Raw genomic sequence first — 21,765 nt, forward strand, 5'->3', positions numbered from 1 at the left:
CAAGTAATGGTTAGGCCCGCCTAACTTGGTGTGCCGATCGGTTTCACGTCCCCAAAACCGAAGGAGTCACCCCATGGCCTCTCAAGGGCTTTCAGGACGCCTGGATCAGGCCCGGCCGTACGCGCTCGGACTGTTCCGCATCGTCGTCGGCCTGCTGTTCGCCTGCCACGGAGCCCGCTCGCTCTTCGGCGTCCTCGGCGCGGACGCGGCAGGCGGAACCGCGCCCACCGGAGCCTGGCCCGGCTGGTACGCCGCCGTGATCGAACTCGTCTGCGGCAGCCTGGTGCTGCTCGGCCTCGGCACCCGCGCCGCCGCCTTCCTCGCCTCGGGTGCGATGGCGTACGCGTACTTCTCGGTGCACCAGTCGGCGGCGCTGTTCCCGATCCAGAACAACGGCGAGCTGTCTGCGGTGTACAGCTGGGTGTTCCTGCTGCTGGTCTTCACCGGGCCGGGCGCACTGGCGCTTGACGGGCTGTTCGGCGGCTCGCGCAGCACGAACGAGGACCGTGTGAAGCGCTCGGAGTCCAAGGCGACCGTCACGGCGTGACACGGTCACGGCCACCGTTCGGTTACGTCCGGGCCCGGTGCTTCCGCACCGGGCCCGGCGCCGTTTCCCGGGACGTTCGCGCAGCCGACCCCCACGACCACTCGCCCAGGCCACACCCCCTGTGCACCCCTCTCGATCAGGTGGGCACCCCTCTGGATCACGTCCGGAACACCCGGCGTACGCTGGGTCGCTGTCACTGCCGCCCCTGCCGCTCCCCGCGACGTCGCGGCGCCGTTTCTGATCGGGGAAGTCGGGGAGTCCAGGTGCTCGACAGTGTGGAGCTGCTGACCGGCAGTCCGTGGATCTACGCCGTGGTGGCCGTGTCCGTGCTCCTGGACGTCTTCCTGCCGGTGCTGCCCAGCGGTGCGCTGGTGATCGCGGCCGCGACGGCGGCAGCGGCGGGCTCGACGGCGGCCACGGCGGCCGTACCGGCGGGCACGGAGCATATGCCACCCCAGGACGTGCCGTCGCTACTGGCACTGCTGCTCTGCGCGACCACCGCCTCGGTGCTCGGCGACCTCGTCGCGTATCGGGTCGGCTGGCGTGGCGGTGAGCGTCTGGACCGGGCGATCGCCCGGTCACGGCGGCTGTCGACGGCGCAGGAACGTCTCGGCAGGGCCCTGGCGCGCGGCGGTGGCCTGCTCGTGGTCATCGCGCGGTTCGCCCCGGCGGGCCGCTCGGTGGTCTCCCTGGGCGCGGGCGCCGCGCACCGCAGGGTCAAGGAGTTCCTGCCGTGGTCGGTCCTGGCCGCCTTGGCCTGGGCCGGATACAGCGTCGGCGTCGGCTATGTCGGCGGGCAGTGGCTGGGCGCCACCTGGGTGGGGGTCGCGGTCTCGGTGCTCGCGCTCTTCGCCACGGGCACCCTTGCCGCCTACGTCATGCGACGCCCGGCGCAGACTCGGCCGTCGACGACTCCGTAGCCTGCCGGACTCCATTCGCCCCGCACACTCAGCGGGCTCCGTGTGCTCCGTCGACCGCGTGCGCTCCGTCCGCCGTGCGTGAACCGCGCACTTCGAGGCCGCCGAGCAGCGCGAGGGTCGCCTCGGTGATCTCGTCCACAGCCCGCTCGAACACCTCCCTGTTGTGCACGGCGGGCGTACGGAAGCCGGAGACCTTCCGTACGAACTGGAGGGCGGCGGCCCTGGCCTCCTCCTCGGTGGCCTCATGCGGGAGGGCGGGCGGGCGGAGAGTCTTGATGCTGCGACACATACCACCAGTGTGAGCCACGAGAAGCCCGAGCGGCCCGGCCAGCCCGCGCCGGGCCCTCACGCCGCGTCCGGCACGTCTCCGTCCCGCGCGGGCGCCGTAGCCACCGCAGCGGCCCACTCCACCAGCAACCCCTGGTAGACAGCCTCGTCCACAGCGGACAGCCGCCCACCGGAACGAGCCCAGAGCGCGCGAATCTCCGCGTTCACCACGGCGGCGGACCGCACGGAACCAGGCTTGCGAAGGTCGGGGGACATACCCACAAGGCTACGGCTCCACACTGACAACGGGCGCCCAAAGGCGCGTTGGGTGACGGAGACCATAGTGACCGTCCGCGACCGCCCGCCCCTGTGCCCGTCCGCGGCGCCTCGAAGCCGGCTCATCACCGCCCGACCGAATCGAGGCGTGAACTCGCCGCGCCCGAGACACAAGCAGCGGCACCGCGCAAGCCTCCTGGGATCGCATGGGCCGCATTTCATCCCGGTGGACGCAGCCGGTCCGGCGGTACGCGTGCGCGCGGGACGCCGGCACACCGGACGTCGGTTCCCAGTTCAACGATTTTTCGTCACATGGGGTGTCACCTACGGCAAGTCGGACTTAACCGAGCATTTCGGATGTGAATATCGATGCGTCCGACCCGGGCAGGCGCATCAGGCACCTGCCGTGAAAGGAGCACGGAATGCGGGCTTCCCGTTTTGTCGCCGCGCTGGGCGTAGCGGCCGCCATCCTGGTGGGTGGCGCCACTACCGCCAACGCCGCCCCCTCGCCTTCGGCGGTATCCCACTCCGCCTACGACCGCGATGACAACCGTGGTCACGACCGCCGCGACAACCGTGGCCACGACCGCGGTGACAACCGCAGGCACGACCGCGGCGAAGACTTCAGGCGCGGTGGACGCGACGGCCGTTGGGGCCACCACCGAGGCCGCCACCACGACGGCCGCTGGGGCCACCCCCGCAACCGCTGGGGCCACTGGGGCCCCTGGGGCCACCGGGGCCACCCGCGCCACCACGGTTACCCGCACCACCACCGCTGACGATCGAGTAGGAGGGACGGGTCGCCCGTCCCTCCTCTCACACCACCGGACATGCGGGCCCGCATCCGGCGGTTCATCGAGCTGATCTCAGCCGTTGCCAGGTCGGCTTGAGCATGTGCAGACCCAGGTCGTCCCAGTAGGAGGTGGGCAGGGCCCGCTGGAGAACGACCGAGCCCGCGATCCGCCAGTACCCCTTGCTGCTGACCGCCCATTCACGGGCGGACCGCTCAGGGATCCCGAGCGCGCGCAGGTTCCGGCGTCTGGCCGCGTAGCGCTTCCATTCCTTCCAGCGGATCTGCCGCATCCTGCGGTGCAACCACTTGTCCAGCTCCTGGAACACCTTGGGGGTGTCCGCGAGCTGGAAGTAGCCCATCCAGCCAGTGGTGAAGCGGTTGATCTTCGCGATGCGTTCATCCATCGCGATACTCCACCGGCGCGAGCTCAGCTCCTTGATCCGCACCTTCCAGCGCGCGAGCGCCTTCGGATCGGCCCGGACTCTGACCTTCCCGCCCCGGACGAAGTAGAAGCCGAACCCCAGCATCGTCATGACGGAAGCTGGGACCACCTTCGACTTGTCCCGGTTGACCTTCAATTTCAGCCGCTGCTCGACCACGGTCGTGACCGAGTCGAGCACTCTGTGGGCGGCTCGTCTGCTCCGCACGAAGACGCGCACGTCGTCGGCGTAACGCACGAACCGATGACCGCGCTTGAACAACTCCCGGTCGAGGTCGTCGAGCATGATGTTCGACAAGACAGGCGAGAGCGGGGAGCCCTGCGGGGTCCCTTCCTCGCTCGGCTGTCTCACGCCGTCCACCATGATCCCGGCGTCCAGATACCGGCGAATCAGCCTCAAGACCTGGCGGTCACCGACCCTGCGCGCGACCCGTGCCATCAGGACATCGTGCTGAACCCGGTCGAAGAACCGGTCCAGATCAAGGTCCACGACCCACCGGTGACCGTCCTCGATGGCCCGCCGCGCGACCCGCACCGCCTGATGGGCGGACCGGCCGGGACGGAACCCGAAGGACGACCCCGAGAACTCCGGGTCGAAAATGGGCACGAGCACTTGCGCGATGGCCTGCTGGATCAAGCGGTCCAGCACCCGCGGCACCCCCAGCATCCGCTCGCCGCCGCCAGGCTTGCCGATGATCACCTGACGGACCGGCGCCGGCCGGTAGGTGCCCGCGTCGAGTTCACCCCGCACAACGGGCCAGTTGACGAGCAGCCACGGGCGAAGTTCCGCCGTGGTCATCCCGTCCACCCCGGGAGCACCCCGGTTCATCTCGACACGGTTGAGCGCCGCGAGCAGGTTCTCCTTCGAGAGCATCCACTCCCAAAGCGAGGACTCCTGATCGCGGTGAACGTCCTCCGTGGAGTGCGCCGACCGGCCACTGCGCTCCGCCGGGGCACTTCCGGAATGCACCGGTCCCTCCCCGGTCGGCACCGCCGAAGCGGTATTACTGCGGTCCACGTGACCGGCACGAGCAACCACCACATCACCCGTTCCACTCGATGTTCGGCCCTTCCCAGCCCGCCGTCCACGCGGCTCATCCCGGCTGGTACTACGGCCTCTGCTGACTTCTGCCCGGTCAGGCAGCACCTCCCGGCACAACCCGTCGGCGCGGCGACATCTTCAGCACAACCGACACCCGGACAGATCTCCCCAGGTAAGAACGATCAATGTCCCCAGATCCCCGCCGCGTCTACGCACTGGCCCTCTTGGCAGTGACGGGCATCGTCGTCCGTAGCCGACTCACCCAGACCAACACGCCTCATACGCGGTTCGTGTTCCTCGGTACCCAGGTCTCGCCTCGGGCTTCCTCCAGACCCCACCTCACGATGACGCCCTTGCCTCCGGCTCGGGGTTAGCACCACCTCTTCCCCCAGGGGACTTCCACCCCCAATCGATCGCCCATGCTGGGCGCACTACCTGAGGGTGCCCTCCCCGCTGTCGGGGGAGGGCACCCTCCCGCGTGTCCGGCCCACAACAGCCGTGGCCACGCACCTCATCTCCTGACCTACGCGGCGGAGCCTTCAGCCGCTGCCGGCGGTCCGCGTGGAGTGGCTGTGGCGTCGCCGAGGGCATCCGACTTCTGATGTCGCTCCCGGCTGTCAGTGCCGGGTGGAAGACTGCCCGGCATGATCGAACCGAACCCGAAAGCAGACCTTCTCCGATACCTGCAACAGGCGCGTGACGCCCTGGTGTGGAAGCTCGACGGGCTCTCGGAGTACGACATCCGCCGCCCGCTGACCCCCACCGGGACGAACCTGTTGGGGCTGGTCAAGCATGTCACCGGCGTGGAGCTGGGGTATTTCGGTGACACGTTCGGACGGCCGTTCTTCGACAAGGAGCCACCGCCCTGGTGGTACACCGAGGAGTCAGAACCGAACTCGGACATGTGGGCCACAGCAGACGAGTCACGGGAACAGATCGTCGGGCTGTACCGCCAGGCGTGGGAGCACACCGACGGCACGATCGCGACAATGACGCTCGACGCGACCGGTCACGTCCCCTGGTGGCCGGAGGAACGTCGCGAGGTGACGCTGCACCACATCCTGGTGCGCGTGATCTCCGATACTCAGCGGCATGCCGGCCACGCCGACATCGTGCGCGAGCTCATCGACGGATCCGTCGGACATTCGCAGGGCAAGGACGACATGCCGCCGGAGGAGCAGGCATGGTGGGCGGGCTACCGGAGCCGCCTGGAGCGCGTGGCGCGGGAAGCCGACGGTTGATGTCTTCGTCGACCAGGCGACAAGGCCATGCGGACCGACTGCCGGCGTCCGGCACCATGTGGGCTCAAGAGATCGTGGCCGGCCGACCGGCTTGGCGGCACACCCCCTCCGGAGTGGTCTTCCGTGCCGTTCCTGGTGGGACGTTCCTGATGGGCTTGTCCGACGCGGAACTGGACGCGGTCCGTGCCATCGAGCAAGCCGACGGCGCCGATGACGACCTCGAACCGTTCTTCGCTGGTGCCGTCCAAGCCCGGCCGGTGCGTGAGGTGCGGGTCGAGCCATTCATGATCGCTCGGCATCCGCTTACGGTCGCTCAGGTACGGCACTGGCTACCTGACTACGAGGACAGCTTCGCCGGCTCGGCTTCGGGCACGGCCCGGGTCCAGGACGACTTGGACGACCTGCTCGCCGCGTTGCCCTTCCGGCTGCCGAGCGAGGCAGAGTGGGAGTACGCGGCTCGGGCAGGCACCACCACCCTGACCTTCCGCGGTGATGAGAGGCCGGACGAGGACCAGTTGCTCGACGACTTCGCCGACGAGCGGCGCACTACCGCGGCTGAGAACGCCTTCGGGTTGGTGGCGATGGGGTCGGCGAACGAGATCTGCGCTGACGTGTGGATTCCTCATTTCACGGACGCGCCGGTGGACGCACGTCCCCGCACCGGGGAGGGACCGCACGTGGTGCGCGGAGGTGCCGGCGACCTCTATCCGTGGCAAGGCTGCGATGAATGGCTGTTGTTGCTTTCCGCCACCCGCTACGAGATCCACGACTTCACCGCGGTCCGTCCCGTCGCACCTGTGCCAACCAGTCCGGGCATGCCTGGTCAGCCCCTGTGACAGCTGCCTCGCAAGTCCGCCCAGCGCGCAGGGCGGCGGTGGGCTGCGAGGGCGAGTACCTGTGGCTGCATGGGTCGGACAACGTGCTTGCGCCGGTAGTCGAGTAGCGGCGCCCCTGATTGCCCCGGCCGTTTCCTGTACCCCCGTCGCGCCGGCCGGGGCTCAGCGCACAAGGTCCGCCAGTGAGGTTTCAGGTAGTACATCCCTCAATCGAGTGAGAGCTCATGAAGTCTCTGTGGGGATGTGGACTCCATGCGAACTCTGATCACGAAAAGGCCCCTCGGTCGATCTTGACCGAGGGGCTGATTCCGGCTCTCACCTGGCACTTCCTACTGTGGGCGCGGACGGTTTCGAACCGCCGACATCTGCTTTGTAAGTTCGCCCTGGGTGCGGCTGAGTACCATGACGGGCCGGTGGCGGCTGCCGCTCACAGTCCTCCGCGACCGCCTCTGTGCGCCGACGTTGATGTCAGCAGTGGATGTCAGATCACGGGTTCGGCATCTGCTCGTCAGCCACCCTGCGTGGTCGTGCAATGGCTTCCGCGGCACGCCTGTCAGCTGCATTCTTTCGCTCGATGGAGGCCCGCAGCTCCGCAGGGGTCGGCCATGGTGCACGCCGATGGATCATTCGATGGCAGTTGGCACATATGAGGGCGAGATCGCTGAGCTTGGTCCGTCCCTCCCCTGCTACATGGAGCGGAAGGACGTGATGGCACTCGATGTACCCGGCGCCACGGTCCCCGTAGACCGCCTCGAAGTCGAAACCGCACGCCTCGCAAGCGAGCCGTCCGCCGCGCTGAAGAACAGAAGTGATCTTCTTTTTGCGCAGGCCCTTGTTCCGTTCACGCGCTCTATGCCGACGCATGAGCAACCGCCCTTCGGGCGCGCTGTAGTCGTCGAACTCCTCGTCCTCAGTCGGCGCGAGGGACTGCAGTTCGCCCGTCGCGATGCCCTGGCGGATGAGTCGCGCGGCCTGGATCATCTCCTCCGGCCGGGCAAGGAACTCGTGCAGCACCGCAACGTCAAGCGCGCCGCCGTTGGTGGGCTTCCCCTGGTACTCCGGGTGCCGGGTGGCGATGTCGAACGTCTTGCGAGCGACACCATTGGGATTGCGGAACTTCTCGTTGCGCTCCGCTTCAGTATGGATGGGAAGCAGTTGGAGCAGAGCAGACAGCTCCACCACCCGACTGTCCTGGGCGTCCAACCCCTTCCAGCCGTTGTCCATCACCAGGTGACAGGCAAGGATGATCTCGTCGCGGGCCCAATCCGGGTTCTTGATGGCCTTGACCCGGAAACCCTCCCGCTTGAGCCATGCCGCGGCGTGGTCCTTGCCACCGCTGAACTCGTGCGACGCAAGGACCCGTCCCTGGTCCCACTTGTGCGCCACCCCGGCGACGGCCTTGGAGTCGTACTCCTGCCCCTCATGAACCAGAAGGTACGACCGCGCTTCCCCGAAACCGTACTTCTCCAGGAAGGCATCCCGCCCCAACTCATCGTGCTCCGCCAGGGTCTTGAGCACGGACTCTCGTGTGATCGCTCCTCTGCGCATGGCAGGAGCGTACGGCCGAGCGCCGACAGCGCAGTCCGCATCGAACAGACGCAGCATGGGCAGCGCTCTGTCGATCTTGCCGCATCACCGCACCAGGGAGCCCTTAGCGCTGATTACAAGGTCGGTGGAGCGGCTTTGGGCGGGAGCTGCCATGGGGCGAGAGATCATGGCCCCGTAAGCTTCCGGCGAGTCGGGCAGTCTGTGGACCTGCCCGGTAAAGCACGACGTTGGGGCCATGATCTTCGAGGCTCGCCCCATGGTGGCTGCCTAAAGCCGTGGAGCCGACCGGCCCCAGCCACAGCGGGCCACCGTCCACGGCATCGGGTGTGCTCGCTCCAGCCGCGCGGCCGGCGGAGCCGGGGCCCGGAGCGGGGCGGAGACAGGAGCGTCGGGGCCCGGCGCTGGAGCCGGGGCCGCGCGCGGCGAGCGGAGCGAGCCGCCTTGATGAAGTAGAGAAACTCTTACCGCGCTACTCGCTCAGAGGGCGATTGGCTTGTACGCCAGGGCTCGATCAACGATCTTCTCGGCGGTTGGCTCCGGATCAGAGTCCCAGAAGATGTAGTCGCTGACGTGGGGACACGCGAGTCCGCTTTGCAGTGCGTCCAGGATCGCGTCGGCCTCGTCCTCGTCGGTGACCGAGCCGTCCATCAGGCGCTTCACGAGTTGGATGGCTTCCCTGCGGCTCATCCTCATGTGGTGTTCGCTGTTCACTACGCCGTGATCAATCGACGGCCGTCATGGCACCTGACGTGGGGACCGGCCCCGTCCAGCGCATCGAGGAGGCGGACCGCATAGGCCTCAGCCATCAGCTCGGAGGCTTCGCCGGGCGTGATCCACTCAACTGCCGTCGATTCGTCGGAAGTTCGCTCCATGCCGCCCGACGGCTTGCATCGGAAGACCAAGGCCACGACGCCTCGCGTCATGTTCTTGTAGATCCCGGTCAGCTCGTCCACCTTGACCCGGATGCCGGTCTCTTCCCAAACTTCGCGAGCCACTCCCTCCTGGGGGGACTCGTTGAGTTCGAGGACTCCGCCTGGGAGTTCCCACCGTCCGTTGTCCGCGCGGCGGATCGCCAGGAGTCGCCCGTCTTCACGCACGACTGCCCCCGCGACGGACACAGAGTGCAGTGGCGTTGACTGGGCTTCGCGGGCGCTGTTACTCATGTACAGGAGCATAGGAGAGTGAGAAGGACTGTGGAAACAGCTGTAGGGGGTGGCAGGGCCGTACCGAGGTACGTCCAGATCGCCGAGGAGATCGTCCAGCAGATCCGGGCGGGCGTCCTCAAGCCTGGTGACCTGGTGCCGAGCGAATCCGAGCTGGTGGAGCGCTACGGCGTTTCCGGCGGGACGATCCGTAAGGCCATGGTGGAGGTCCGGGCCAGCGGGCTCGTGGATACGCGCCACGGCAAGGGCTCGATCGTGAGGGACCGGCCGCCCGTGCGGCTGCGTTCCTCGGATCGCTTCCGCGCCTCGCACCGCCGCGGCGGCAAGGCGGCCTACCTCGCCGAGTCTGCGCAGTCCGGTGCGACGGCCAAGGTGAGCGTCCTCTACATCGGCCCGATGGAGGCCCCGGAGGGGATCGCCGAGCGGCTGGACGTTCCCGCCGGCGCCCAGGTCCTCGCCCGGCGACGCCTCTACTTCCGCAACGGCGTCCCGGTGGAGACCGCCACGTCGTACCTTCCGTGGGACGTCGTCAAGGACATCCCCCAGCTGTTCTCCGAGAACCCCGGCCCCGGCGGCATCTACGCCCGCCTGGAGGACGACGGCCACGTCTTCACCGAGTTCGTGGAGACACTTACCGCCCGACCGGCCGCCAAGGCCGAAGCGTCCGAACTCGCGCTCAGCCCTGGTGCGCCGGTCATTCACCTGCTGCGGAACGCCGTCACCGAACAGGGGCGCGTGGTCGAGGTCTGCGACACCCTCATGGCCGCTGACCAGTTCGTTTTCGAGTACCGCATCCCCGCCATCGACTGACACGTCCTCAACTTCTCTCAACCCGCTGGGACTTCTTCGTCGCGGCGGGTTGACTCATGTACAGGAGTCAGACACTCTTCTCCATGTCACTCATGTATATGAGTAACGGAGTCCAGCACCTCTAGAGGAGTGATCTCTGTGCGTCAGATCCCCGTCGACACATCGGCCGCCGCCGTGATGGTGGCTCAGCCCCCGCAGCCCAAGGTGAAGGACCGTCGTACCGGTAGCGTGCGATGGACGCGGAGACCGGTGCCGCGCTGTCGACCGTGGACGTGATGTTCGCGGCGAACGGTGAGGTGGAGATCCTTTCGGTGACCGTGCCGGAGACCGGTATCTCCGGTGACCTGGCCATGGGCACCCCGGTCGCTCTCACGGGACTGATCGCCCGGCCGTCGCAGCCGGCCCCGGCGACATGTTCAACGCCTCCTTCTGGGAGACCGTCGGCACCGCGGGCACAGCCGCCGTCGGCTCCCTCGTCAAGGGCCTGTTCGCCCGCGTCGTCGGCGACAAGAACAGCGCCTCCACCGCCACTGGGGTGTAGGTGCGGTGCGCACTACCGCGGCGGCTCAAGCGCCAACTCGGCCGCCGCGGGGCGATCCTCTCCTGCTACGGCATGGTGTGGATCGCCATCGGCTACGGCCAGATCATCCAACCCCAAGCCGACCAGCGGGGACTCACCCTTCTCCTCGACATCTGGCCCCTGACCGTATGGGGCTCCCTGTGGATTGCCGCAGGGGCAATCGCCGTCATCTGCGCGTGGGCTCCGCCGGGCCGTGACGCCCCCGCCTTCCTCGCACTGCCGCTGATCGTGGTGCCGTGGATGGCGTCCTACTTCGCCGCCTGGATCTTCGGGGACTTCCCCCGCGGCTGGGCCGCGTCTGCGGTGTGGGCGGCTATCACCGTCCCGGTCCTGGTGGTGGCGGGATGGCCGGAGCCTCCCCGCCGTAAGAGAGCGGAGCCTCCGTATGAGTGCTGAATTCTGGGCGTCGATCGGCGTGTACGCGGCCACCGCGGGTGCGGGCGTGTGGGCAGCCCGCTCCGCGCGTCGCACCCCGAAGCAGGAACGCCGGGACGACTTCATCGCCATCACCGACCAGCAGGGCAAGGCGATCGAGCGGCTGGAGAAGCGCGTCCAGCTGCGGGAGGCGGAGGCGGAAGCGGAAGCGCAGCGGATCGCCGACCAGGACGAGGCCATCGGCTGGCTGCTGGGCCGGGTGCGCGGGCTGGTGCTGTACATCCGCAAGGCGGGCCTCGAACCTCCGGCAGCTGAGCCGCTGTCGGAGCGAGCCGCGCGCTACATCCACCACATCGACACGTGAGAACTGGAGTACGGATGTCGGAACTGCCAGCGGAGCGTCCGGTCACGCCGCGGGTGGACGAGTCCGCGGCTGACCTTCAGACGCTCGTCGACATGGGCGTCATCGAGGGACAACCCGAACCCCCTCCGCCGGACCGGGTGCCGGAGGAGTAGCAGAACCCCCGCTGCCGAAAGGCGGCGGGGGTTCTTGCTGTCCCCTGGTTGTACGTCATGACTTGGGCTCGAACAAGATCTTCAAGATGCGGCGGCGCGCGGCGAGATCGAGTCACAGGCAGCCCTGGGGGTGACTATCGGCAACTGTTCAGTTAACGCTTTGCGATGATCAACAAGTGCGTCTACGGTGATGATCAACCAATCTGACCACACAGGGGGGCATTATGGGCAAATGGAGGAAGGCGGCTGCGCTGGGAGCAGCGGCTCTGACGCTGGGGATAGGCGCGCCGACCGCTGCGGCTGCCAGCCACTCATTCCCGTGGACCGCCAACGGATTCACCACAGGAAACGAGTCGCGCAGATGGGACTCGCTCGGGGGCAATACCCAGACGCAGTACTCGTGCACGCGGTCGTTTGGCGGCCGTGGAGGCACCATCGTCTACGAGTTGTACCAGGACAAGAGCTGGGCGCCGGACCCCAAGCAGAGCAGCGGGTGGTTCGAGTGCTCGCTCACCGACCAGACCAAGAGCTGGGCCCCGTCCTCAAAGGCAAAGTTCTACTGGAAGCTCGGCGAGGTGCCCGGTGGCTGCCTGTCCACCCCAACGGGCGCCTGCCCTATAGACATGACAGGTCGCACCGCCTACACCACCAGCTGAGGACACCCATCCTGTGATGTCCCGTGCGAATGAGCGGCAGGCCGTTCTGGCCTGCCGCTCCGTCACCAAGAAGTACGGCTCCCAGACCGCGGTGTCCGACGTGACCCTGGAGGTCCGCCCCGGCGAGGTCGTCGGACTCCTCGGCGCCAACGGCGCCGGCAAGACGACCCTGATGCGCATGGCCTGCGGTCTGGTGAAGCCCACCCAGGGCTCGGTGGAGATTCTCGGGGAGCACCCTCCGCTGTCGCTGGAGTCCGCTCGCCAGGTCGGTGCGGCCTTGGACACCCCGGCCTTCTACCGCTGGATGACCGGTCCGGCGCAGCTCCGCAGTCTGCTGCACTCCTCCGGGCTCCCGGACCGGGGCACCAGCGCTGCCGCGCTACGCCGGGTCGGCCTGGAGGGGGAGGCCCGCAAACGCATCCGCGCGTACTCCCAGGGGATGCGGCAGCGTTTGGCGTTGGCCGCAGCACTCATGCGCCGGCCTCGCCTGCTCCTCCTCGACGAGCCGACCAACGCCCTCGATCCGCATGCCGTCGTCATGGTCCGTGAACTGATCCGCCAGGAGAAGGAGAACGGCACCGCCGTCCTCGTATCCAGCCACCAGCTCGATGAGATCCAGCGGATCTGCGACCGAGTGGTTGTCATGAACCGCGGAGCGGTGGTGGCCAGCGGAGCGCTGGACGAGGTCGGCCTCGGTGAAGCCGAGTCCCTGGAGGACTGGTTCTTCCGGATCAGCGGGCACAAGGGGGCGTGGTGACGTTCCGGCACGTCCTCGCCGAGTGGCGCAAGATCGCGCTGCGCCCGGTGACGCTCCTGCTGTTCGCGGTGCTGGCGGTGGGAAGTGTGACCACCGCCTTCTACGCCCAGGACTTCTGGTACGACTCCGAGAAGAACGCACGCGTCGGTGTGCAGTACCACGAGAGCGGCGAGAGCTACCGGAACTGTCTGGAGTACAACCCCAAGCTGGGCCCGGCGTATTGCGACCGTCAGGAGGAAGGCGGACTGCAGAACGCCAGGCAGTGGCTGAGCGACTCGGAGGTGATGGCCACCGAAGCCGCCAGAGGCCAGACGCTCCCAGGAGCTTTCGGCTGGGCGGCCCAGGCCTTCGCCTCATTCCCGGGACTCCTGGTCGTTCTCCTCCTCGCCGCGTCTTCCATGGGCGGCGAGTACGACAACCGCACCGCCGGGAACCTTCTGCTGGCCGACCCGAACGTCCGTCGGCACATTCTTGCCAAGGCAGCCGCACTGTGGCTCACCACCGCCGTGGCCCTCTGCTTCGCCGGAGCCTCCGTGGCCGCGTTCGCAATGGTCAAGGGGCGCCCGGACTACCCGCTGACGGCGTTCTATCCCTCCGCGGGACAGGATCTGGCTCACGGCCTGCGTCTGGTGGGGGGTGCGCTTCTCGCCACGGCGGTGTGGAGTCTTGTCGCCGTCGCGCTCGCCTCGTGGTCGCGCAACCGCGTCGGCGGCACGCTGCGGGCAGGAGCGGTCCTGGTGGTTCTGATGCTCGGATCGGGGATCACCTGGTTGTGGGAGTGGCTGCCCGGCGGAGTGCTCGCCGAGGTGATGGACTTCCGTCCCGGTCATGTCCTGTGGAACGTGTGGTGGGGGCCTGCATCGGATGGCGGAGTGCCCCTGATGGTGCGGGCCGTGCCCGCCCTCCTGGTCACCGCCTTGGGGATCGCGTGGGTCGTTCGCAGGGCCGGACGCGGGAACGAGGTCACATGACGATCTGGCACGCCGAACTGCGCAAGGCCGCGTCCCCCGCCGTCCTCGTCACGGCCGCGGTCGTCGCAGCCGTCGCCGCGGTCATGGCCCTGTACGGCTACAGGGACGCCTACCGGCACTTCCGCGACAGCGCCTCCGTCACGATGATCGACGACCCGGCAGGCGCCCTGGTGGCCGCGTCCCAGCAGACCGGGACGTTTCTCGGCCTGGCCGTGATCAGTGTCCTGGCCGGGGTGCTGTACGCGGACGAGTGCCAGTCCGGGACCTGGCCTTCCCTGCTGCTGAGCAGGCCCGGTCGGGTTCGTCTGATCGCGGTGAAGATCTGCTGCGCCCTGATGACGGCACTCGCGTTCACCCTTCTGCTCGGCCTGCTGCTGCTTGCGGTCGGACAACTCGCGGCCTCGGTGACCGGTTTCCGTACCACCGCCGGCCCGGGCTGGGACGCAGCCGCTGCGGCGCTGGCCAAGGGCCTGGTGGTGCAAGCCGTGTTCGCCGCCATGGCGTTCGCGTTCGCCTCCTTGACGCGGACCGCCCTCGGCACCGCGGCCGGGACGCTCGGACCCGTGATCGTCCTCGCGCCGCTCGTCGGCATCGACCAGATCACCCCGGTCCATCCCCAGGCCTGGGCCGCCTCATGGCTACGGCTCCAGGACGACGCCCAGTACTCCCTCTACCTGTGGACCAGGGAACCCTCCTCATCCGCGGTAGCACCGAGCATCGCCGCCCTCCTCGCTCTCGGCGCCGTCCACGTCGGCGTCATCGCCCTCGCGAGCAGAGGTGACCGGCTGTTCCGCCCGGCGGACTGACACCGTCAACCGACGCGGGCAGATCGCGCCGCACGCCGTACCTGCGGCAGGAGAAGCGGACGACACTCGTGTCCATGGGCGTCGTGGAGGAACAGCCCGAACCACCGCCGGACCCGGTGCCCGAGGAGTAGCAGAGCCCCCAGCCTTCGGGCTAGGGGCTTCTTGCTGTGCGTGGCTCGGGCGGCAGCGCTCTCGACCTTCGCCACGGCGGGATCCTACGCCGCGAGCTCCTGCTCGCCGCGCGCACGCTCCGATCGTTCCGCCGCGGCCCACTCGACCACCAAGCACTGATAGCGGACCTCGTCCTCGACGGCCAGTTGGCCGCCCGCCCACAGGGCCCGAATCTCTTGGTTGATCTGGTCCGCAGACCGCCCCGCCCCTGTCATGCGATCAAGGCTACGGGGCAGGGCTGACAAGGTCTCATCCAACGAGGGGGGTCGCCGCTGTATACGGTCCTCACCTGCTGGTTCCCTCATGATCCGTTGGGGGATTCTTAGGGGCCGAGGCTCCGTAGCGAGACTGGGAATGCGCGTAGTAAGACCGTAGTCAGGGTGTAGTGAAACGGGGAAGGCCCAGGCCGAGCATGTGCTCTGACCTGGGCCTTCATCGACCAGTCACCTGGTCAAAAGCGTGGGCGCGGACGGTTTCGAACCGCCGACATCTGCTTTGTAAGAGCAGCGCTCTACCCCTGAGCTACGCACCCGCAATGAGGCAACAGCGTACATGGCCCATGGGTGGATCCCGCAAACCGGATCCGGCGCCGGCCGACGCGCGGGACGGGAGGGGGTAACCCCACCACATAGCGACGGGTGGGCGTTCCTGGGGAGCGGGCCGGATCCGGTGTGGGAGCTGCGGGGCGGGACGCTGAGGCTCGAGGTGGATTGCGACGGCGTGGTGACCGACTGCGAGGCTCGGCATTCGGTGCAGGTGCCGCGTGGGGTCGCGGTGACCGTGCGGGGGACAACGGGAGCGTGGAGGCGAGCGGGTTCGACACGGCGCCCGCGGTGCGGGCGGACAACGGGCGGGTGTCCGCGCGGAACTCCAGCGGGCCGCTGGAGCTGACCAGCGACAACGGTGAGATCACCGGGGAGGGGATCACGTCGCGCACCGTGTCCGCGCGGTCGGACAACGGCACCGTGTGGCTGGGCTTCGCCGAGGACCCGGACCTCGTGGACGGGGAGTGCGACAACGGCGCGATCAGTATCAAGGTGCCGGGGGCCGGGCGTACAAGGTGTCCGTGTCGGCGGACAACGGGGATACCTCGGTGGATGTGCGGCAGGACGAGCGCAGCGCGCACATCATCAACGCGAAGTGCGACAACGGCGAGATTTCCGTGCGAACGGCGAACTGATGGGCTCGTGTTTTCGTCCATAGCTGGTGGAAGAATTGAACCGGCAGAGCGGACACGGCACGGGAGCGGGATGTGAGGCTGACACACACGCGGGCGCACGCCGGAGCGAAGGCCCGTGCGAGTGTCGCGCGCGATGTGCTGGCGCTGGTGCTGTGGCCTGTTCCGTTGCTGTTCATGGCCACCGCCGCGCTGCCCCTCTCGCTCTCCGGTGGCGGTACGCGCCGCTGGTTCGGAGGGCGTGCCGACAGCCAGCGGGCCGAGGCCCAGGCGGCGAAGGATGCCGCCGCGGCCGCGTTCTACGAGCTGGACACCGCCCAGCGTGATCTGCGGATCTCGATCGAGACGATCACGGCCGTGGACAGCTCGCCGGAAGCCCGGCGGGTCGCGGCGGCGTTCGCCGCGCTGGGGCGGCGGATCGACGAGGTCAGCCATGGGTACATCACGGCCGTCGACGCGCACGATCTGGACCGGGACGATCTCGACGCCTCCGTGGCGGCTCGGGCGCGCGGCGAGCTGACCAGGGCGAAGGACGAGCTGGTACGGGTCAGGGGCGAGCTGGAGCGGTTCGCGCAGGGGCTCGGGCCGCTGCTCGACACGGCGGAGACACAGCTGGCCAGGCTCGCACCCGCCGTGGAGCGGGCCCGGCAGGCGCTGCTCGGTGCGAGCAACGCGCTCGACGCGGTACGGGGCTCCGGGCTGCGTGCGGACGACCTGGCTGCCCGGCTGGCCGCGCTGGCGCCCGAGCTGACGAGGCTGAACGAGGGTGCCGGGCGGCACGGGGTCACAGAGACGTTGCAGCGTGCCGACCGGGTCGTGCGGGACGCGGAGGCGGTGCGCGGGGAGGCGGAGCGGCTGCCGGAGCGGGCGGCCGAGATCGACAAGCGCCTGGTGTCGCTGCGCACCAGGGCCCAGGCACTGACGACCCGGGCGAGCGGTGTCGAGCCCGTACTCAGTGAATTGCGCCGCCGCTACAGCGCGGCCTGCTGGCAGGACCTCCAACCCGTACCCGCACAGGCCGCCGAGCATGTGCGGCTGGCCGAGGAGAAGCTCGGTGAGGCCGGCAAGGCGCGCACCGAGCAGCGCTGGCCGGATGCGACGGCTCTGCTCGGGACCGTGCGTGCGCTGCTGAACAGCACCGATGAGGCCGTGTCGGCGGCGGGTGACCGGTTGCGGCGGCTGGACGCGGTCGCGAAGGACCCGAAGCAGGAGATCGAACGCACCCGGTTCGCGATCCGGGACGCCCAGCGGCTCGCGATGCAGGGGCGAGTCACGCCCGATCCGCGCCACGCACGGCCGCTGGACGAGGCCGTGACACGGCTGGACCGGGCGATCGCCGGTCTCGAAGGGCGCCACCCCGACTACTGGCACTTCCTGGTGGAGACGGAAGCCGTACGGGAGAGCGTCACCCATGCGGTCGAACAGATTCGCGAGGATCGCAGCGGCGGGGCCTGACCCGGGCTGATTTGTCGGGGCCGTGGTGCGGGCGGATGCTGTAGGGAACATGGAGGAACGTACGTACGGCCGAAGGGGGCCGCTATGGCATCCACCCACGTACAGGGGACCTCTCAGCGCAAGGGCGGCATCCGTGTCGTGCTGGACGAGCATCTGCCCGTCGACCACCGCCTGAGCCAGGTCTACCGAATCGGCGCCGGGGTCATGGGACTGATCCTGGTGGCCTTCGGGATCCTGGGCCTGACCCGCAACATCGGCTTCTTCGACATCGGCGACTCGACCGTCGCCGGTCTCAGCACGAACGGTGCGCTGAGTGTGCTGTCCATCCTGGTCGGGCTGCTGCTCTTCGTCGGCATGGTCATCGGGGGGAACTTCGCCTCCACGCTGAACATGGTGCTCGGCATCCTGTTCATCCTGAACGGCTTCATCGGCCTCGGGATGCTGGACACCGAGATCAACTTCCTGAACTTCAAGATCCAGAACGTGATCTTCAGTTTCGTCGTCGGGATCCTGCTGATGTGGTTCGGGATGTACGGCAGAGTCGGCAGCGCCCTCCCGCACGACAACCCCTACTGGAAGGCCCGCCACCCCGATGAGGCGGCGGCGGAGGAAAGGCTACGCAGGGAACGGCGGGGAGCCGCGGGGAGCGGCGGCTAATCTGTGGGGCATGCCCCGTTACGAGTACCGCTGCCGCTCCTGCGACGACACCTTCGAGCTGAGCCGGCCCATGGCCGAGTCCGGCGACCCGGCCGTCTGCCCGGACGGGCACGGCGACACCGTCAAGCTGCTGTCAGCCGTCGCCGTGGGAGGCTCCAGCGCCGCCGCCCCGGCCGCCTCCAGCGGAGGCGGCCGGGGCGGCGGCTGCTGCGGCGGGGGCTGCTGCGGCTGACGCGCGGTCCGTCGTCCCGCCGCGCTGACGTCGCCTACCTCGCCACAGGCGCCTCGGCCGTGCCCGGTGCCGGGCCGGGCGCCGGTACGGTCGCCTTCACGCGGGACCGCGGCTGCTGCGCGATGGCCGTCAGGCGGCGCAGGATCTCCTCGCCCGCCAGGACACCCGACTGCGGGACCGCGGTGACCTGCGCCGCCGTCCAGCCGGTTTCGGCGAGCTCCCCGTGCGACGGGCGGAAGGCCTGGTCGGCGGCCAGCAGCAGATCGGCGTCGAGCAGCGAGTCACCGGCGGCCAGGACAGTCTCGGCGCCGGTACGCCGCGCCAGTTCGCGGACCGCCGCGCTCTTGGTGAGGGGCTTCGGGACCGCGTAGATCTTGCGACCCTGGAGGGAGACCGTCCAGCCTCGCGGCTCCGCCCACGCGGCCAGCTCGTCGGTCCACCCCTCGGGGAGCAGCCCTCGTTCGATCACGAGGTACGCGAAGAGCTTCTCGGCGACCCGCTCCTTGAGCACCCACGCGGGGTCGGCGGTCGCCCGAAGGTGCCGGCGGACCTCGTCCAGCGGGGCGCACTCACCCGTGAGCCGGGTCGTGACCGTGCGCTGCCAGTCGGGGTCGGAGACACCGTCCACCAGGAGATGCCCGCCGTTGGCGCAGATCGCGTACTTCGGCGCGGGTCCTGGGAGGCGGATGCGCCCGTACTGCTCACGGGTACGGGTGGTCGTCGGGACGAACACCGAGCCGCGGGCCAGTGCGGTGAGCAGGCCCGCCGCCGTCTCGGTGACATACGACAGGGGCTTGTGCTTGTGCGTCTCCACGCACAGCAGCCGGGGCGCCTCGGGGTCAGGCATGGTGAGATGGAGCGCCGCCGCGGAGTAGATCAGCGTGCGGTCGAGATCGCTGGCGATCAGGCAGTTCACGTTCACATCCATGGTCACGTCCGCGTTCGCACTCACTGGGCGGCCACCGCCTTGCCGTCGACGCCGGTGGCCCCCCGGGTGAACCGCGGGTGTATCAGCCCCACGCAGCTGTACGGCAGGTCGTCCGCCTCCTCGACCGGTACGCCGCGCTGTTCGGCCAGCAGGCGTACATGGTCGAGGTCGGCGCCCGCACCCCGCTTGGCCAGGATCTTCCAGGGCACCCGGCGCAGCAGCACCCTGGTGGTCTCACCGACTCCCGGCTTGACCAGGTTGACGTCGTGGATGCCGTACTCCTCGCTGATCCGCTCCACGGCCGCCCAGCCCTCCCACGTGGGTGCCCGGTCCGTCGCCAGCAGCTCCTTGGCCTCGGCGTCCACCGCATCGGCGACCTCGTCGAAGCGGACCGAGACCGTGTCCAGGAAGTATCCGGAGGCATCGGCCCCGGCCAGCTCGCGGTAGTACTTCGCACCGTGGAAGTCGTTCGGGCCGACCAGGTCGGCGCGCAGGACCGTACGGGAGACCAGTCCGGACACCGTGGAGTTCAGGCAGGCGGACGGTATGAGGAAGTCCTCGCGGGTGCCGTAGGTGCGGACGCAGCCGCCCGGGTCGGCGAGCACGGCGATGTCCGGGTCGAACCCGGTGAACTCGCTGATCGCGGCGGCCAGCTCGCGGGTGATGGCACCCTTGCCGGTCCAGCCGTCCACGAAGACGACATCCGCCGGGTCGTGGTGGGCGGCGAGCCAGCGCAGCGCGTTGGCGTCGATACCGCGACCGCGCACGATCGAGACGGCGTAGTGGGGCAGATCCAGGCCGTGGCGGCGCTGCGCCCAGCGGCGCATCAGCACGCCCACGGGGGTGCCCGCGCGGGCCAGCGAGACAAGCACCGGACGCGGTGATCTCTCGGCGAGCACCGTCTCGGTGACCGTGCCGACGGCGCGGGCGATCCGGGCGGCTGAGGTGTCCAGGGCGACACGGAAGAGCTGCTGGTACTCGGCGCTGGGCTGGTACTCGACCGGGAGCGACTCGGCGTAGTGGGCGCCGCCGCTCTGTATCGCCTCCTCGCGCTCTTCGGTGGGGGCCTCAAGCTCGGCGTCCGAGAGGTCCTGGAGCAGCCAGCCGACCTCTTCGGGGGCGTACGAGGAGAAGGCGGGGCCGCGCAGGGGGTCGGGGAGCATGAAGTCCTTTCCGGGGGTCCGGCTTCCGGGGGTCCGGCTTCCGGGGGTCCGGCTTCCGGGCGTGTAACTGGGGACGACGGCCAGCACGACCCGCGGTATGTGGGCCGCGAGCTGCGCCAGCAGCCCGTCCGGGGCGTGCAGCGCGGGGGTGTCGGCGGTCGAGTCGACCACGGCCACGACCGCGTCGAAGCCGCCGTCGGCCACGTTGTACGCGTACCGCTCGCCCGGGCCGTCGGCCGGGTCGTCGTGGGCGGGGAAGACCAGTCGGCTGCGTATCGCGTAGCCGGGGTCGTCCAGGGCGAGCACCGGGGAACGGGTGGTGGTCGAGTAGCGCACATCGCCGCCGCGCTGCTCCATGGCCTGGGCCAGCCGCAGGGGCGCGTACATCAGTTCCTCGCAGCCGAGGACCAGCACCCGGCCTCGCGAGGCCGCCGGGCCGAGCGCACCGGCGACACGGGCCGCCATGGCGGGCAGTGCGGCTTCGAGCACGGCCCGGTGTTCCTGGGTGAAGCCGTGCCGGCCGCCGTCGGGCACCGCCGCGGGCCAGCCGAGGTCCACCCTGGTGTACGCCGTCGGCACGTGGACCGCAGCAGGTCCGTACGCGTCCGGGTCGTACGCCACCGGCGCCGGTTCGTGCGTCGCGGGATCCCGCACCACCGGTTCCCGCGCCTCGGACTCGTACTCGGCGACCAGCGCCTGGCCCCGTTCCAGCACGTCGTCCGGCAGCTGCACCATGCCTCTGGCCACAGCCACCACATCGATCCGGGCACCCACCCGGGCGCCGAAGTCCTCCAGCCGCCGGGTGTCCGCCGGCGAGCGCATGTCCACCAGGGCGACCACCACATACCGGGTGCGGGGATGACGTTCGTGCAGGTCGCCGATGGTGTTGAGCACCGTGTTACCGGTGGAGAACTCATCGTCCACCAGTACGAGGGGGCCTGCGCCCGCGAGCAGCCCAGGGTCCTCCGGCAGCAGCAGATGGGAGGTCGCGTGGGAGTGCGACTCCTCGAAACCTCCCGCCCTGGCCACACCGGCCACGGGGCGGCGCGTGGAGTGCAGATAGGGCGCGAAGGCGAGGCCGTCGGCGACCGCGTGGCCGAGGCCGGTCGCGGTCTCCGCGTACCCGAGGACCAGGGAACGCGCGGCCTCCTCGTCGCCGAGCAGCTCGCGCACCCGTGCCCCGAGCGCGTACCCGTGCCCGTACACGATGGCCGGGCTCTGCGGCACATGCTTGCCGAGCACCTGCGAGACCAGCAGATGCGCGCGCTTGGGATTGCGCCGCAGGGCCATCCCCAGCATGTCCGTGAGCCCGTCGTCTCCGACGAGCTCGACTCCCAGCCGCTGGGCGACCCAGCTACCCGACCACACCACTGCCGTACCGCTCTCCTCTGTCGGCGCTTCCGGCTCCATCGGCTCTGTCGTCGCCGTTGTCACCGCCA

At 69.1% G+C, this 21,765-nt stretch carries 26 protein-coding genes, 1 tRNA gene and 1 pseudogene; 18 read left to right on the forward strand and 10 right to left on the reverse strand.

Features of this window, described 5'->3' with window-relative positions; translation table 11 throughout:
• Positions 1–73 precede the first annotated feature (73 nt).
• Complete coding sequence (locus V1460_RS27955) at positions 74–547, forward strand: DoxX family protein (protein ID WP_338676384.1); 474 nt, start codon at positions 74–76, stop codon at positions 545–547.
• A 263-nt stretch (positions 548–810) separates the two neighbouring features.
• Positions 811–1,467, forward strand: a complete 657-nt coding sequence (locus V1460_RS27960; protein ID WP_338676385.1) for a VTT domain-containing protein — start codon at positions 811–813, stop codon at positions 1,465–1,467.
• Positions 1,468–1,495: 28 nt separating this feature from the next.
• On the opposite strand, the gene V1460_RS27965 is transcribed toward V1460_RS27960, so the two are convergent.
• Together V1460_RS27965 and V1460_RS27970 are read right to left on the reverse strand one after the other, a co-directional pair.
• Complete coding sequence (locus tag V1460_RS27965; protein WP_338676386.1) at positions 1,496–1,756, reverse strand: DUF2277 domain-containing protein; 261 nt, start codon at positions 1,754–1,756, stop codon at positions 1,496–1,498.
• Positions 1,757–1,812: 56 nt separating this feature from the next.
• Positions 1,813–2,010: a hypothetical protein gene (locus V1460_RS27970; RefSeq protein ID WP_338676387.1), complete on the reverse strand. Its 198-nt coding sequence runs from the start codon at positions 2,008–2,010 to the stop codon at positions 1,813–1,815.
• Positions 2,011–2,432: 422 nt separating this feature from the next.
• On the opposite strand from V1460_RS27970, the gene V1460_RS27975 reads away from it, so the two are divergent.
• Positions 2,433–2,789, forward strand: coding sequence for a hypothetical protein (locus V1460_RS27975; RefSeq protein ID WP_338676388.1), 357 nt, complete (start codon positions 2,433–2,435; stop codon positions 2,787–2,789).
• Between the two features lie 73 nt (positions 2,790–2,862).
• On the opposite strand, the gene ltrA is transcribed toward V1460_RS27975, so the two are convergent.
• On the reverse strand, positions 2,863–4,212 hold the full coding sequence (ltrA, locus tag V1460_RS27980; RefSeq protein WP_338673399.1) for a group II intron reverse transcriptase/maturase: 1,350 nt from the start codon (positions 4,210–4,212) through the stop codon (positions 2,863–2,865).
• A 716-nt stretch (positions 4,213–4,928) separates the two neighbouring features.
• Between ltrA and V1460_RS27985 the strand changes: the two genes are divergently transcribed.
• Positions 4,929–5,525 carry a DinB family protein gene (locus V1460_RS27985; RefSeq protein WP_338676389.1) on the forward strand — a complete coding sequence of 199 codons (597 nt, stop codon included), beginning with the start codon at positions 4,929–4,931 and terminating at the stop codon, positions 5,523–5,525.
• Entirely contained in the window at positions 5,525–6,361 is an 837-nt protein-coding gene (locus tag V1460_RS27990) for an SUMF1/EgtB/PvdO family nonheme iron enzyme (RefSeq protein ID WP_338676390.1), read from the forward strand. Before V1460_RS27985 ends, V1460_RS27990 begins: the two co-directional genes overlap by 1 nt.
• Before the next feature lie 486 nt (positions 6,362–6,847).
• Here V1460_RS27990 and V1460_RS27995 read toward each other — a convergent pair whose 3' ends face one another.
• From V1460_RS27995 to V1460_RS28005, 3 genes are all read right to left on the reverse strand, one after another.
• Positions 6,848–7,909: an HNH endonuclease gene (locus V1460_RS27995; protein WP_338676391.1), complete on the reverse strand. Its 1,062-nt coding sequence runs from the start codon at positions 7,907–7,909 to the stop codon at positions 6,848–6,850.
• Between the two features lie 477 nt (positions 7,910–8,386).
• A complete protein-coding gene (locus tag V1460_RS28000; protein WP_338676392.1) occupies positions 8,387–8,596 on the reverse strand; it encodes an e9imm peptide in 210 nt (69 codons plus the stop codon).
• 23 nt (positions 8,597–8,619) lie between these two features.
• Positions 8,620–9,084 carry an NUDIX domain-containing protein gene (locus V1460_RS28005; RefSeq protein WP_338676393.1) on the reverse strand — a complete coding sequence of 155 codons (465 nt, stop codon included), beginning with the start codon at positions 9,082–9,084 and terminating at the stop codon, positions 8,620–8,622.
• Positions 9,085–9,102: 18 nt separating this feature from the next.
• On the opposite strand from V1460_RS28005, the gene V1460_RS28010 reads away from it, so the two are divergent.
• The 10 genes and pseudogenes from V1460_RS28010 (at position 9,103) to V1460_RS28055 (ending at position 14,543) form a co-directional block, all read left to right on the forward strand.
• The gene (locus V1460_RS28010) at positions 9,103–9,882 is read left to right on the forward strand and encodes a GntR family transcriptional regulator (protein WP_338676394.1); all 780 of its coding nucleotides are present in this window, start codon (positions 9,103–9,105) and stop codon (positions 9,880–9,882) included.
• 138 nt (positions 9,883–10,020) lie between these two features.
• A pseudogene (locus V1460_RS28015) lies at positions 10,021–10,274 on the forward strand (hypothetical protein); the annotation flags it as partial.
• Positions 10,275–10,294: 20 nt separating this feature from the next.
• On the forward strand, positions 10,295–10,423 hold the full coding sequence (locus tag V1460_RS28020; protein ID WP_338678404.1) for a hypothetical protein: 129 nt from the start codon (positions 10,295–10,297) through the stop codon (positions 10,421–10,423).
• Entirely contained in the window at positions 10,424–10,858 is a 435-nt protein-coding gene (locus V1460_RS28025) for a hypothetical protein (protein ID WP_338678405.1), read from the forward strand.
• A complete protein-coding gene (locus V1460_RS28030; RefSeq protein ID WP_338676395.1) occupies positions 10,848–11,201 on the forward strand; it encodes a hypothetical protein in 354 nt (117 codons plus the stop codon). The genes V1460_RS28025 and V1460_RS28030 overlap by 11 nt, the downstream gene beginning before the upstream one ends.
• 14 nt (positions 11,202–11,215) lie before the next feature.
• Positions 11,216–11,353, forward strand: coding sequence for a hypothetical protein (locus V1460_RS28035; protein WP_338676396.1), 138 nt, complete (start codon positions 11,216–11,218; stop codon positions 11,351–11,353).
• Between the two features lie 224 nt (positions 11,354–11,577).
• Positions 11,578–12,009 carry a hypothetical protein gene (locus tag V1460_RS28040; RefSeq protein WP_338676397.1) on the forward strand — a complete coding sequence of 144 codons (432 nt, stop codon included), beginning with the start codon at positions 11,578–11,580 and terminating at the stop codon, positions 12,007–12,009.
• 16 nt (positions 12,010–12,025) lie between these two features.
• A complete protein-coding gene (locus V1460_RS28045; protein ID WP_338676398.1) occupies positions 12,026–12,766 on the forward strand; it encodes an ABC transporter ATP-binding protein in 741 nt (246 codons plus the stop codon).
• Positions 12,763–13,737: a hypothetical protein gene (locus V1460_RS28050; RefSeq protein WP_338676399.1), complete on the forward strand. Its 975-nt coding sequence runs from the start codon at positions 12,763–12,765 to the stop codon at positions 13,735–13,737. The genes V1460_RS28045 and V1460_RS28050 overlap by 4 nt, the downstream gene beginning before the upstream one ends.
• Complete coding sequence (locus tag V1460_RS28055) at positions 13,734–14,543, forward strand: ABC transporter permease (RefSeq protein WP_338676400.1); 810 nt, start codon at positions 13,734–13,736, stop codon at positions 14,541–14,543. The genes V1460_RS28050 and V1460_RS28055 overlap by 4 nt, the downstream gene beginning before the upstream one ends.
• A gap of 215 nt (positions 14,544–14,758) precedes the next feature.
• Here V1460_RS28055 and V1460_RS28060 read toward each other — a convergent pair whose 3' ends face one another.
• Both V1460_RS28060 and V1460_RS28065 read right to left on the reverse strand, forming a co-directional pair.
• Positions 14,759–14,929 carry a hypothetical protein gene (locus tag V1460_RS28060; RefSeq protein WP_338676401.1) on the reverse strand — a complete coding sequence of 57 codons (171 nt, stop codon included), beginning with the start codon at positions 14,927–14,929 and terminating at the stop codon, positions 14,759–14,761.
• 245 nt (positions 14,930–15,174) lie between these two features.
• A tRNA-Val gene (locus V1460_RS28065) sits at positions 15,175–15,246 on the reverse strand.
• A gap of 720 nt (positions 15,247–15,966) precedes the next feature.
• Between V1460_RS28065 and V1460_RS28070 the strand changes: the two genes are divergently transcribed.
• The 3 genes from V1460_RS28070 (at position 15,967) to V1460_RS28080 (ending at position 18,235) form a co-directional block, all read left to right on the forward strand.
• Positions 15,967–17,346, forward strand: a complete 1,380-nt coding sequence (locus V1460_RS28070; RefSeq protein WP_407077542.1) for a hypothetical protein — start codon at positions 15,967–15,969, stop codon at positions 17,344–17,346.
• 84 nt (positions 17,347–17,430) lie between these two features.
• Positions 17,431–18,003, forward strand: coding sequence for a DUF4383 domain-containing protein (locus V1460_RS28075; protein WP_338676402.1), 573 nt, complete (start codon positions 17,431–17,433; stop codon positions 18,001–18,003).
• Positions 18,004–18,013: 10 nt separating this feature from the next.
• On the forward strand, positions 18,014–18,235 hold the full coding sequence (locus V1460_RS28080) for a zinc ribbon domain-containing protein (protein WP_338676403.1): 222 nt from the start codon (positions 18,014–18,016) through the stop codon (positions 18,233–18,235).
• Between the two features lie 34 nt (positions 18,236–18,269).
• Here V1460_RS28080 and V1460_RS28085 read toward each other — a convergent pair whose 3' ends face one another.
• Together V1460_RS28085 and V1460_RS28090 are read right to left on the reverse strand one after the other, a co-directional pair.
• Positions 18,270–19,163 (reverse strand): HAD family hydrolase, encoded by an 894-nt coding sequence (locus tag V1460_RS28085; RefSeq protein ID WP_338678236.1) that lies wholly within the window; start codon positions 19,161–19,163, stop codon positions 18,270–18,272.
• 20 nt (positions 19,164–19,183) lie between these two features.
• Positions 19,184–21,736 carry a phosphoribosyltransferase gene (locus V1460_RS28090; RefSeq protein ID WP_338678238.1) on the reverse strand — a complete coding sequence of 851 codons (2,553 nt, stop codon included), beginning with the start codon at positions 21,734–21,736 and terminating at the stop codon, positions 19,184–19,186.
• Positions 21,737–21,765: the final 29 nt, after the last annotated feature.

It is taken from the genome of Streptomyces sp. SCSIO 30461 (assembly GCF_037023745.1).
In the GTDB taxonomy this organism is placed as follows: domain Bacteria; phylum Actinomycetota; class Actinomycetes; order Streptomycetales; family Streptomycetaceae; genus Streptomyces.